This window comes from Nostoc sp. (assembly GCF_054880495.1).
This window is the reverse complement of the sequence record NZ_JBTYKD010000104.1, coordinates 36052-49333: the sequence shown is the minus strand read 5'-3', so window position 1 is coordinate 49333 and position 13282 is coordinate 36052. Positions and strand designations below refer to the sequence as shown.

The 13282-nt window shown below is 42.0% G+C and carries 9 protein-coding genes and 1 pseudogene; 8 read left to right on the top strand and 2 right to left on the bottom strand.

The annotated features are described in order from the left end of the window. Positions 1–245: 245 nt before the first annotated feature. Complete coding sequence (locus ACYTXL_RS11845) at positions 246–1742, bottom strand: ATP-dependent DNA helicase (protein ID WP_461924914.1); 1497 nt, start codon at positions 1740–1742, stop codon at positions 246–248. Between the two features lie 387 nt (positions 1743–2129). Further along, positions 2130–3596 carry an APC family permease gene (locus ACYTXL_RS11840; RefSeq protein ID WP_461924913.1) on the bottom strand — a complete coding sequence of 489 codons (1467 nt, stop codon included), beginning with the start codon at positions 3594–3596 and terminating at the stop codon, positions 2130–2132. Between the two features lie 248 nt (positions 3597–3844). On the opposite strand from ACYTXL_RS11840, the gene ACYTXL_RS11835 reads away from it, so the two are divergent. The 8 genes and pseudogenes from ACYTXL_RS11835 (at position 3845) to ACYTXL_RS11800 (ending at position 13070) form a co-directional block, all read left to right on the top strand. Further along, positions 3845–4660, top strand: coding sequence for a cyclase family protein (locus ACYTXL_RS11835; RefSeq protein ID WP_292791277.1), 816 nt, complete (start codon positions 3845–3847; stop codon positions 4658–4660). A 7-nt stretch (positions 4661–4667) separates the two neighbouring features. Beyond that, positions 4668–5669 carry a fumarylacetoacetate hydrolase family protein gene (locus ACYTXL_RS11830; protein WP_292791279.1) on the top strand — a complete coding sequence of 334 codons (1002 nt, stop codon included), beginning with the start codon at positions 4668–4670 and terminating at the stop codon, positions 5667–5669. Positions 5670–5750: 81 nt separating this feature from the next. Continuing rightward, positions 5751–6146 carry a pyridoxal-dependent decarboxylase gene (locus tag ACYTXL_RS11825; protein ID WP_461924912.1) on the top strand — a complete coding sequence of 132 codons (396 nt, stop codon included), beginning with the start codon at positions 5751–5753 and terminating at the stop codon, positions 6144–6146. A 94-nt stretch (positions 6147–6240) separates the two neighbouring features. Further along, positions 6241–7429: pseudogene (locus tag ACYTXL_RS11820) on the top strand (IS4 family transposase); the annotation flags it as partial. Continuing rightward, positions 7415–7693, top strand: a complete 279-nt coding sequence (locus tag ACYTXL_RS11815) for a pyridoxal-dependent decarboxylase (RefSeq protein WP_461925029.1) — start codon at positions 7415–7417, stop codon at positions 7691–7693. The pseudogene ACYTXL_RS11820 and the gene ACYTXL_RS11815, both read left to right, overlap by 15 nt. 308 nt (positions 7694–8001) lie before the next feature. Continuing rightward, positions 8002–10701 carry a hybrid sensor histidine kinase/response regulator gene (locus tag ACYTXL_RS11810; protein WP_461924911.1) on the top strand — a complete coding sequence of 900 codons (2700 nt, stop codon included), beginning with the start codon at positions 8002–8004 and terminating at the stop codon, positions 10699–10701. Positions 10702–11266: 565 nt separating this feature from the next. Continuing rightward, entirely contained in the window at positions 11267–12595 is a 1329-nt protein-coding gene (locus ACYTXL_RS11805) for an AAA family ATPase (RefSeq protein WP_461924910.1), read from the top strand. Then, a complete protein-coding gene (locus ACYTXL_RS11800; RefSeq protein WP_229475639.1) occupies positions 12588–13070 on the top strand; it encodes a hypothetical protein in 483 nt (160 codons plus the stop codon). The genes ACYTXL_RS11805 and ACYTXL_RS11800 overlap by 8 nt, the downstream gene beginning before the upstream one ends. Positions 13071–13282 lie beyond the last annotated feature (212 nt).

Here is a 13282-nt window from a genome sequence, read left to right as displayed (position 1 = left end):
TTTTTATCGTAGTTTTATCGGAATATTGTTCAAAAAGAATACAGAATATCTATAATTAGTAAGTAGTTATTAAAACTGTCAAATTTTTAATCGGATATTATCTATTTTGATTTCCTAATATAGCAATCATATTTAATCTGTGAAAATCACAAGGCACAGAACCCCAACTTATCTAATAAATCGGGGTTCTCAGTGTTCACGAATGATTAATCGGAATTTTGTGTCGAGATTGCTATACACAATTATTACCGGATAACTAATATCCGTTGTCTAGCCCGTGAGCTAGAAACATAGTACAAACGATTAAACTCTCTAATCTTTGCCAGTACTGCCTTACTGTCATCTCCTCGTTCTGGATAAAGTCGCTTACTCAAATCTTGACCATCAATACCCGCTTCTAAGAAAGTGCTACCTTGGCTATTGTGAACAGTTAATGCAAAGCAGTTTCTGATGTTGGCAAACTGCTCTGAATGTTTGTAGTACTGCTTCCACAGAAAGGGATTACGCTTGGCACTTTTGAGTAAACGTTTGGTTTCTTGGTCAAATTGTTTTTGCTCATCTTCCTGCAAAACATAGAACTGACGCACAATCCCCTCATCTGTCTCTACCTTCAACCTCCAAGTATCATAGTTGTTGTAACGATCTCCAAAGACATCTAAAACAGTAAATTCTGTAGATGTAGAAAGAATCGTAGTTTTACCATCAGGAGCCATCACAGGATCTCTGGTGATTAATCTCTCTCCTGGAATAAACCGATTGATATTTTCACCATATAAATGAGTGCGAATCTGCTGATTGTAAAAGTCAACTTGAGTATTAGTCCATGACAAAATTCGGAAACAATCTGGGTTTTGAGCAAATTCTCTCTTCATCTTTTTGCAGGCATAATGCAGCAAAGTTTGACGTTTAACCATCAGCGCCCCATTACTTTTATCAGGTAAATATTTGGCATAAGGCTCAAAAGGAAACTTGCTCTTGGTAACTGCATAACGAGAAGCAGTGACAAACTCTAGCAAAGGACTACCAGTTCCTTGACGCACAACTTGAGTCAATACTGCTTTATCTGGCACTTGAAAACTAGGGGATTTTCCTTCATTAACTGGATTTAACTGTGCTGGGTCGCCCATGAGAATAATTTTGATTTTTGTCCAGGTGGATGATTGGTTAGCAACATCCTCAATCCAGCGCCAGAGTTGTTTGCCAATCATGGAACATTCATCAATAAAGACAACATCAAATAGATTGATGTAAGAAGGCCCTGTTTGGTCAAGTACTTTCTCTTTACCTCTAGTTACCATACCCAGTCCTAACAACTGGTGAATGGTGAAGAATTCTACCCCTGTTACGCCATTTTCTGCCGCCATGCGTTGCAGCACACCTACAGCTTTATTAGTGGGTGCACTCAGTACAACTCGCTTACCCGCAGCGACAAGAACTTTAACTAGTTGGAAAACAATAGTTGACTTGCCAGTTCCGGCATAGCCAACCAGCAGAAATAAAGCAGTCATCACGGTTGGCTGTATAAATGTCCACATTGCATCTAAAGCTTTTTGCTGCTGCTGAGTGAGTTGAAATGGAAAAGAACCTGTTGCAGCGAAAGTAGGAAGTGTTTGGATCATCATCGCTTCGCTAATTCTATTAATTGATCCACTCAATGCAGCGATAGCTGTTGGTTTTGCTTCTCCGAAAAACAACACTCCTTCTGGTTTGAGGAATATGTTTCCATATTCATTCGGCATCATCGGCAATCAATATATTTATAGCAGTGGTCAGGCAGCTTAGGACATTCGCAAATCGGAAGAGAGCGGCTGTTACAGCTATATACAGATATCTGTAGCTATCTATAGCAGACTTGTTCTAACCTGACTTTTCCCGTTAAGTCGTGAAACAACGAAATAGCAAGGGTTTCACATGATATCTTATTCTCAACAACTTTATTTTAATGATAATTAATCACGAGAGAATAGGGCTTTAGGCTAGGGCTATAGTAAGCGATCGCTCCATCAAGGAGATACCGGGAAAAGTCAGATTTAGCACATAGTATACCACTGCTCAATCATTTTTCGGTAAAATTATCTTAACCTCTCACCGATAGTCCTACACCATCACTCAAGAGCGATCGCTTTCTTCTAACTGAGGGTTTCAGTTTCATCAACGACAAATAGTCTACCTGCCTGACGAATAGCTTCGGGTTTGTGAATTTGCAGAAACCTTAACACTCCGATGCCCAGCAATAGCCAAATTAAGACGACAACTGGTGCTAAGTGAAGCGGTGCTGGCGGAGGGGGATAAAGAGTGCCAACTAGAACACCACTAATCGTAATTATCGAGAGCCAAGGTAGCAGAACATAACGCAACCAAGCAAAGCGAATAGTAGAGTTTTGCTCCAACCGAGCGCGGCGTTTTGTCGAGAAATATCGAAAACACGCCAAACTAGTCAATCCGTAGATCGCTAGGGCAGCGAGCGTTAAGACTGTACCTAGAAAGCCAAATGCCTGAATCGGTGTCCACAGTATTCCCAACCCCAGCCCCACAAACGCAGAACTGCCACACAACCCGAGAATGGCATTTGTCGGTGTGCGATAGGTGGGATGAATGTGCATCAACCAACGGGGAAATAGTTCTTCTCGACTTATGGCATAGACAATCCGAGCAGCAGCGTTGAGAAAGGCAACGGCACAGGCATATCCAGCCATAATTCCGGCAAAATCAATCAATAAGGCAAACCCATTCCCCCAAACGTGACGCGCAATCGTATCGAAGGGGGCAGCATCTTGGGCAAAGGCTGCCATGTTATGAATGCCATATCCCACCGTTGCCACATATGACATCAGCACATAGAACACACCGACTAAAACTAGGGTGATCGCCGTCGCTTTCGGAATTGACTGTCGGGGGTTTTTAACTTCTTCACCCAACGTGGTTGCGGATTCAAACCCGACGAAACTGAGGATGGACAAAATGACACCGGCAACCAGGTTACTCTGCTGTGGTAAGAGCGTCAGCGTGAAGGGTAAGAGCGTCAGTTGTCCGGTTTTGCCAGCTTGTATGAACACTATGAGCGCGAGCAACAGACAAACGCCGAGTTCAAACATCAATAGCGTCAGATCCAATTGCAGCGAGAAGCGAATGCCGCGATAACACACTGCCCCCACGATCAAAGCGAACAAGCAATACCATAATGTCCAGTTTAGGTGTACGCCGAACCAGTGCAGCAAGAGTTCTTGAAAATTCGCACTCATTACTAGAAAGACAAAGGCAATAGCTACACCAAAGGAAATTAAACTCAACCAGCCAGCGAGAAAGCCCCAGCGCACTCCTAATCCTTGAGTCACAAAGGTATACAACGAGCCACTCGTGGGAAACTCGGCTGCAAGTATGCTGATTTGATCGGCAACCAGCAGAGCCACCCCAAAACCAATGATGTAACACAACGGCATCGCTGCACCGACGAGTCCCGCTTGTGGAATAGTATTAAAAAAGATGGCACCCACCGGAGACATCGCAGCGACTGCCATAACGACCGCATGGCGCAATTGCAGCGTATTGCGTTGCAGCTTTGGGGATTCGTTTGAAGAATTTGTAGCAGGTGTCATATCCAAGGGTGATTTTTTGCTGATACTGCTTATCATCCATCAATAGAAAAATGAGCGCAACTTCTTGTTTGAATTCTGTGATTAGACGACACCAATCTCAAATAAGCATTGTTGTCGTGTACCACGGTATTTGACCATCCGTGAGAACGGATGCTGCATCACCGACTTTTCAAACATCCTCTGAGATAATTTACCTGATTCTCAGTAAAATACTTGGAAAATATTATCGTTCTTCCTCTGAGATAAAAATGACAGAACTACTTAATTTCAAAGGCGCTAATTCATCTAGCGATCGCCAATTGCAGATAATTGATTTGAGTGATACGCTGCAAAATGACAAGGATTGGGCCCCCTGGTGGGCACGCAATGTTGTCACTTATCAGGGACATAAGTTTGGACGGTTTGCTATTTGGCTACTATTTGGAATTACGCCAAAATATCTTCGTGGCAAATTAGGTTGGGCTAATGAAACGATCAAGCTATCGACTCACGGCACAACTCACATGGATGCACCGTGGCATTATGCACCAACTTCTGAGGGTAAGCAGGCCAAGACAATCGATCAGATTCCATTGGAGTGGTGTTACAGTGATGGTGTTGTTTTAGATATGCGACACAAGTCAGATGGTTCTGCCATTACAGTGCAGGATGTTGAGTTAGCCTTAGAAAAGATTAATTACCAGCTCAAACCATTTGATATTGTATTAATCCAAACTGGGAACGATAGACGACTGGGAACGCCAGAATATTTTACTCACGGATGTGGTGTTAGTGCCCAAGCAACTCATTGGCTAATTGATAAAGGTATCAAAGTTATGGGTATTGACTCCTGGGGCTGGGACGTACCATTAAGAGTCCAAGCAAAAGAGGCGAAAGAAAGTGGCAGAGATGATATTTTCTGGGCAGCTCATTTTGTGGGGATCGATAAAGAATACTGTCAATTGGAACGCCTAGCTAATTTAAATCAATTGCCGTCTTATGGGTTCAAGGTTGCAGCCTTTCCCTTGAAAATTAAAGATGCCTCTGCCGGGCCATCGCGGGTAGTAGGCATTATCGAAAATTAACCACCCCATGAAACTACTGACGTTTATTCTGACTTCTGACCCGCAGGCAATTCCCCTGTTGGGTTTGCTCGTTGATAATGACCAGACTGTGGTAAGTTTGCAAGCAGGCAGACAGGTAATGTCTGAGGACATTGCGCCTTTTTTAGTTGATATGCAGGCTTTTTTGGATGGCGGAGAAGTAGCCCGCGAAGCATCTGCAAAAATCCGAGATTTTGTTTCTACTCAACGCCCAGCAGGAACTACTCACCCATTGAGTGATGTGATATTACTCTCTCCCGTACCGCGACCGCGTTCTATTCGTGATTGTATGGTGTTTGAAAAGCACCTCATTCAAGCAACTCGGACTGTGGTTAGGTGGCGATCGCCATTCCTTGCCAATGTAGATGCTTGGGTAGAAAAATGGCGAGGGAAACCTTTATTCAGTGTGCCTGATGTTTGGTACAAGTCCCCAGTTTATTATAAAGGTAATCCCTTCAGTGTTGTCGGGACAGATGCAAAAGTATACTGGCCTACCTATACAAAAAAACTTGACTACGAATTAGAGATCGGGATCTTTATCGGTAAAACAGGGCGTAATATCACTGTTGAAGAAGCACATAAATATATAGGTGGCTACACGATTTACAACGATTTCAGCGCCCGTGACATCCAAATACAGGAAATGGGAGGACGCTTAGGGCCAGCTAAGGCAAAGGATTTTGATACAGGTAACGCTATTGGCCCCTATCTAGTCACTCCAGATGAAGTTACAAATCCATATAATCTAGCGATGAGTGCCAGTATTAACGCCGAAGAGTGGTCAAGAGGCAACAGTAGTGAAATGCATTTTTCTTTTGAGGAAATAATTGCTTACATTTCCCAAGATGAAACATTATACCCAGGTGAATTTATTGGTTCTGGTACAGTGGGTAATGGTTGTGGATTAGAGTTAAACCGATGGTTGCAGCGAGGAGATGTCGTAGAGCTGAAGGTGCAAGGTTTAGGCATATTAAGGAATGTAATTGTATAAATAGACCGACTCGTAATTAGCCGTTCAGATAAAGTATAAAATATGTGGTGTCAAATAATAAGTTTTAAACGGTAGAACAATATGGAAAATAATCAAGAATATCATATGTCCTCAGATGAATTTCGTCATTGGGGATATAAAACTATTGATTGGATAGCTAATTATTTAGAAACAGTAGAGCAACTGCCTGTTTTATCTCCAGTTGAACCTGGAGACATTAGAGCCAAACTACCAGAAACATTCCCGGTAAAAGGAGAGTCTTTTGCAGACATTTTACAAGATTTAGATGAAATCATCGTACCAGGATTGACTAATTGGCAGTCTCCAAACTTTTTTGCTTTCTTTCCTACAGGTATTTCTGCACCATCAATTTTAGGAGAATTAGTCAGTGCAGGACTTGGAGTTCAAGGAATGTTATGGGCAACTTCTCCAGCTTGTACTGAGTTAGAAACTCATGTTCTAGACCTGAGGGGGTGACATGCAGCCCACATTGCAGATTGTATAAAGGTTTGACCAAATTATGGTAGAAAAAGATAGGTCAATCATTGTCAAGAAGACCTATCTATTGAAAATGTTACCTCCATTGTATCAAAAGAACCTAGAAAATCAACTCTCAGAGTCCCAATTATTGTTTTTAAACCTGCTGATTAATGTACTACAAGATATTAAAGAAGTTAGTCTAGAGAAAATAGCAAATGCCTTACCTATACCAATATTATTTGAAAGTAGACGCAAGAAAATTCAAAGATTCTTATCGCTGCCAATACTCAATATTCAGGAAATTTGGTTTCCGATAATACAAACCTGGCTAACTCAAAATTTTCCGGAGAATCAAAGAATTTATTTGGTAATTGATCGGACTAAATGGCAGCGAAAAAATTTGATAATGATTAGTTTAATTTATGACAAAAGGGCTATCCCAATATATTGGGAATTTTTACCTAGATTGGGAAATAGTAATTTTGAGGAGCAATCAAAAATATTCTCTCGATTACTAGGATTATTCAAAAGATATCAGCCTGTTGTATTAGGTGATAGAGAATTTTGCTCTGTAAAGTTGGCCAACTGGCTCAGGGAGCAAAAAGTACAGTTTTGTTTGAGATTGAAAAAGAATGAATTTATTCAAAATGAAGATGAAATTTGGCACTCCCTTGATAGCTTAGGTTTAAAACCGGGTGTTTCTTTATTTTTACAAAATATCAAGGTTACAAAAGCTCAGAAGATTGCAGGTTTCAACCTAGCTGGTAAATGGCAGCGCGAACTGAAAGGATGGTCAACAGAAGAAGGGTGGTTTATCTTAACAAATTTAACCGACCTTACCTCGGCTATCAATGCTTATAAAAAACGTTTTGATATTGAGCGGAGTCGGAGACACTCCGCCTCCGAGAAATGTTTCGAGACTTTAAAAGTGGTGGCTACAAATTAGAAGATACAAATGTTTCCGGTGAACGCTTGATATCGATGATTTTAATAATATCTTTTGCTTATAGTATGTCCACCTTTCAAGGGCAAAAAATTAAGCGTATTGGTGTACAAAAATATATTGGTAGAGTCAAAGAATATGGACGAGTGACCAGGAGACATAGCAGTTTTTATGTCGGTTTATATAGTCAAACCTGGGTAAGTTTCATAGATAATTGTTGGTGTATTGTTCAAAAATTAATGAGATTAAACCGCAATAAGATTGAGTATTATTTACGAGGTATGAGGGCTATGGAGCTTATTCTATCTACGTTTTAGCTTTCATGTCGCCCCCTCAGGTTCTAGACTGGTTAATAGATATGTTGAAACTTCCCTCGCAGTTTAAATCTTCGACCACAGGAGGAGGAGTAATTCAAGACTCAGCCAGTAGTGCTTCTTTAGTAGCTTTGATAGCAGCTAGAGAACAGTTAAAAGCAGATATTAATCAACTGGTTGTGTACACTTCTACTCAAGCACACTTGGATGCTCTCAAAGCGACTTGTCTAATTTTTTCTTTCTTTAGCAATTTGTCGATTCCATTCCGTGATATTTGTCAATTCTAAAAGTTTTTTAACATTCAGATGATTTAGTTAAATCTGGAGTTGCACATATATATTTTTCGATGAACGTAAACATCCCCAATCTTCAAATTATTGCTACTCGGAAATCCTACTTGAATTCTTGTCATTACAAATTTTCGCGCCCCCTAAGCCATACATTAGACCTAGTAAATCTGACTACGCATTAATACGTATTTAAATATACCAAATATTTGATTATACTGAAAATAGTTTTTAGCGTAGGCGTGGCCCACCGTAGACATCGCTCGTTTTTTTATCCGGCTTCACAAAATCCTGTTGCTCCCATCTCTATGTTATTTATCAAACAAAAATACCTGCCCTACGCGATTGCATTTTTCAGTGTGGGAGTAACCTTGCTAGTAAAGCTGGGATTAGAGAATGTAACTGGAATCACAAGTTCTTTCAGCTTGTGGCTGATTGCTATTTCTATAAATACTTGGTACGGTAGCATCACTTCAGGATTGGCATCAGTGTTTTTGGCTGCTTTAGCTAATCATTACTTTTTTACAAACCCATCTTCTACTCTCGATAGTCTGGAATTTGTATTATTTGTTATCGAGGGTCTATTAATCAGTGCGCTAACTGCTAACTTCCAGTCAAGCAAACAGCAGTCAGATAGTGACAAAACAGAAGCCCGAATCAATCTAAAAGATTTATTACAGAGTCAGCGTTCACTTCGTCAAGGTGAAGAACTATACCGAACATTAACCCAAAATATACCCAATGGAGTAGTTTTTCTCTTTGATCGAGATATGCGCTTTATGGGTGTTGAAGGCACAGAACTGCAAATTTTTGGTTTAGCAAAAGAAGAGTTCCAAGGTAAAACGCTGCACGAAACTGTTCTCCCTGAGACTTACGAACTGATAGAACCAGCTTACCGTAGTACCTTACAGGGTACCCCAATGTGTATTGAAATCCCTTATAAAAATCAAGTTTATCTAATACAAACTTTTCCAGTCAAAGATGAAAATAGCAAAATTCTGACGGGCTTGGCAATCTTCCAAAACGTCACGAACCGCAAACAAGCAGAAGCAAAAATTATCAAGTTGAACCAAGCTTTAAATCGACGAGTTAAAGAACTACAAACTTTGTTAGAGGTGATTCCAACTGGCATTGGCATTGCAGAAGATCCAGAATGCCGAACTATTCGAGTTAATCCGGCTCTTGCCAAACTGCTGGGCATACCTGTTGACGCAAATGCCTCTCTCAGCGCTCCTAATGATGAACGTCCAACTAACTTTAAAGTTTACCAGTCAGGCAGAGAACTAGCTCCAGAAGAACTAGCTATGCAATATGCTACCACTCATGGTGTGGAAATACTGGATTCTGAGATTGAGGTGGTTCGTAATGATGGTGTGAGAATTAATCTGTCGCAATATGCTGCCCCTTTATTTGATGAAGATGGAAAAATGCGGGGGTGTGTAAGTATATTTCTAGATATTACCCAGCGCAACCAGGCAGAAAGAAAATTGCAAGCTGCTAGAGATCAGTTGCAGACTGTACTGGAGGCTGTACCTGGAATTGTATCTTGGGTCAGTTCCGATTTGTGCTATCTAGGTGTCAACAAGCACTTAGCGGATAGTTTTAATTTGTCTCCCGAAGCTTTTGTTGGTCAGGATATTGGTTTTTTGGCTAGTGGTAATGGGTTTCGTGAGTTCGTGCAAAATTTCTTTGCTGGAGATCAATCTGAAGCATTATATGAGTTGAAATCGATAAGCGCAGATCGTAGCTATTTAATTGTGGCTCAAAAATATGACCAGAACAGAGCCGCATTTTTAATCGGCATTGATATCACTGAACAAAAGCGTGTAGAGGAAGAACTGAGACAAAAGACTGAGGAACTGGCAGAAATAAATCGAGTCAAGGATGAATTCGTCGCTGTCTTGTCTCATGAGTTACGTACTCCCATGCATAATCTCCACGGCTGGGCGCAACTATTGCTAACTGAACATGAGATGGATGAAGCACTGAAAATTGAGGGACTGGAAACGATTGAGCGGAATGCCCGTCTACAAGTTCGCTTAATTGACGATTTGTTGGATCTGGCTAGGATGCAGAAGGGCGAGATGAATTTGGAAATCAAACCTGTTGACTTAGCAAGTGTAATTCGGTCAGCAGCAGATACTATTCGATTGTCAGCCGAAACAAAGGGCATTCAAATTCAGTTACATCTTGATGCTGCTGTGTCTAATGTTTTAGGTGATGCCATTCGTTTACAACAAGTGGTTTGGAATTTGCTTTCAAATGCAATCAAGTTTAGTTCCAAGAATGAAAGTGTAGAGGTGAGGTTGGAACAAGTTGAGTCTCAAGCTCAGATTACTGTTATTGATCGAGGGAGGGGCATAGAAGCAGAATTTATACCATTCGTCTTTGAACGGTTTAGTCAGCGTGATGCTTCCACTACTCGTTCTGCTGGTGGATTGGGGTTAGGACTTGCGATCGCTCTCACAATTGTAGAACTCCACAATGGCAATATCACAGCAGCCAGTGCGGGATTCGGCAAGGGTTCGACATTCACGGTGAGGCTACCTATCGTTAAAATGACAGGGCAGTTAAGCAATGATGAACTAGTAGTAGGAGAATTGCTGCATGGCAATAAGGAAATTGCCCAATTGCAGAACTTGTGCATTCTAGTTGTGGATGACGATGCAGATGCTCGGATGTTAATGCAGACCGTTCTTCAGAGCGCCGGGGCTGATGTATTAGTGGCAGCATCAGTAAAAGAAGCATTGGCACTTTTAGAACAGCAATCGCCCGCTCTACTGATTAGTGATATCAGTATGCCAGATGAGGATGGCTTTACCTTAATTCATCAGGTTCGCTCCCGCACTATAGAGCAAGGGGGACAAATTCCAGCGATCGCTCTCACTGCTTTTGCTGAAGCCAAAAATGAGCAACGTATTTTAAAAGCAGGGTTTAAACTTTTTATTGCTAAGCCAATTGAGCCAATGGAACTTGTGGACAAGATCATTGAGGTATTAAAAACTTGATCAACAGTATAGCAATCACCTGACGGCATTCGTGGTGAGTTAACTGAAACTCACGGTTATTGCAGCGAATGGTAATGTGATAACAGTATCCTGGTTTGATCTCACGGGGTTTTCTGGACATCTTTCAGCTAGCGAGTGAGGTATTCTTGCTTGAATACCCCACTGATTACCTTACTATTCCTGTCAAATATCGCCTGACTAGCATGGTAGTATTTGGCGGGGAAAGTCATGGTGTGTAAGATGGCAATAGAACTGTATCCATCATCCTTTCGTTGCGACTGTGGGCATCAATCGGATTTCTTTGAGAATACCGTCTCTGATATGAAAAACATGAGCATCCGTAAACGAGTCACTTTAGGAGACTCTGAAGATAACGAACACAGAATTGTTTTTTTCAAGAGTAAGGCAATAGAGATTATTTGTCCCCAACTCGGAACCTGCACAATAACCGACTCACAGTAACGGGCTTTAGAGATGAGTCACCACGCCTCACTGTCAGAACTCGATGCCCTCTTCGCCTCCCTCCACCATTGAGCCTTGAGATGATAATTGTAAGATGAGTGCCATGCTGACAGAATTTACCCTCGCCAGCTTCAAAAGCTACAGTACAAGTGGTACCCTGAGCCTGTCGAAGGGCCGCTTACCCCTTGGATCGCTAACCGTACTAATCGGAGCCAATGCCGCAGGTAAAAGTAATGCCCTTGAAGGTCTGCGCTTTCTGTCATGGCTGGCACAAGGACAAAAACTTTCTAGCATTCAATATGCAGTAAATAGTGCAGAGCGCGTTGTACGCGGTCGAGTAAATGACTTGTGCCATCGGGGAGAGTCAAATTTTACCATCGGTTGCCGTTTAGACTACCCAGACTGGAACCAACTCGATATAACCCTGAATGTGCGTGACGGAGAACTACACATCAGTAGTGAGCGAATCGTTGGCTCGACAAGTCAAGTGCCGCTATATGACCTAGATCAGCCTTCTCAAGGAGTAGAGACTGATGTTGGTGTCGCATATAACAACTTTACAAAAGGGAAGAACAAACCACGAGTAACGTGCAGCGATCAGATGGCTATATTCGTGCAATTAGACACCCCTGCCCATTTTGATGCAAAGTACCCCATATCCCAAAAGATAATTCCTGATACCGTCCGCGAATATCAACGAATTTTAAAGAACATCCTGTTTCTAGATCCCGTCCCCGCCAGAATGCGCGAGTACAGCTTCAAATCTGATAAGCGATTACAAGAAGATGGTACCAATCTTTCCAGCGTCCTGTATCGCTTGTGGGAAAACAACCCCGACAATCAACAGGCAATTCTGAACTTTATCCAAAGTCTACCAGAACAGGCTATAGATGGGCTAGATTTTCTTTTCGGTCCACGGGATGAAGTCATGGTGCGGTTAGCGGAAACCTTTGGCAATAACCGTCGCTATTGTGAGGCAGCATTATTATCCGATGGCACTTTGCGGGTATTGGCTATAACTGCTGCTATGCTATCGGCTACCGAAGGTAGTTTAGTCGTCATCGAGGAAATCGACAACGGCGTTCATCCCAACCGTGCCAAGCATTTACTCACCAGTATCCGGGATATTGCCGAGCGGCGGAAGTTACGAGTGCTGCTTTCTACCCACAATCCAGCCCTAATGGATGCCTTACCCGATGCGGCTCTCGGTGATGTAGTGTTTTGTTTCCGAGATCCAGAGTCAGGAGATAGCCGCCTTGTACGGCTTGGGGATATGTACGATTTCCCAAGTCTGATATCTCAGGGGCCGCTCGGTCAACTGGTAACTGCTGGGGTAGTGGATCGGTTCGTCAAGTCGCCGCACACACCAGAAGATAGAAAACAGCAAGCTATGGAATGGCTGTCTCGTTTGCAGGAGTACAGCAATGAGTAGTATCTGCCTAATAGATACCAGCATATTCCTCGAAATACTGAACGTTCCCAACTATAATCAGCATAGAGCATCAGTTCTCGAAGATTTTCAGACCTATGCTCAATCTGGCTGTACTTTTTTGTTGCCTATGGCGACGATACTTGAAACAGGCAACCACATTGCCCAGAACGGCGATGGCACAATGCGAAGGAAAACTGCCCTACGTTTTGTTAAAGAAGTTAAAGAGGCATTCACAGGCGTAGCTCCCTGGAGACCTACTACATTCCCGAACACCGCAGAGATATTGGAGTGGATTGACCAGTTCCCGGATCTGGCTGGCAAAAACAAAGCTCCTAATAAGCAAGAAGGAACCAGTTTCGGTGATTTTAGCATCATTCAGGAATTTCATAAGTCCTGTAATCTCTTTCAAATGAGTGAAGTGTTTATCTGGTCATTAGACAGCGATTTACAGAATTATCACCAAAGGGGAAAATGACAATACTTAGCATCAGCATCCAGATTAGGGCGAACGCATATTGTCATTAAGAAGCCTGTGTTCTCAACAAATTCTCAAATAACCGCATTAAGCAATGCTTACTGACTTATCACTCAGTTGGCTTTTTGACCGTCGCTATCTCCCTGCTTCAAAATTATTGCATTAATTAATTTTTCTATTTTCAAATTCTGAATTATGTGAATTTAGTAAAA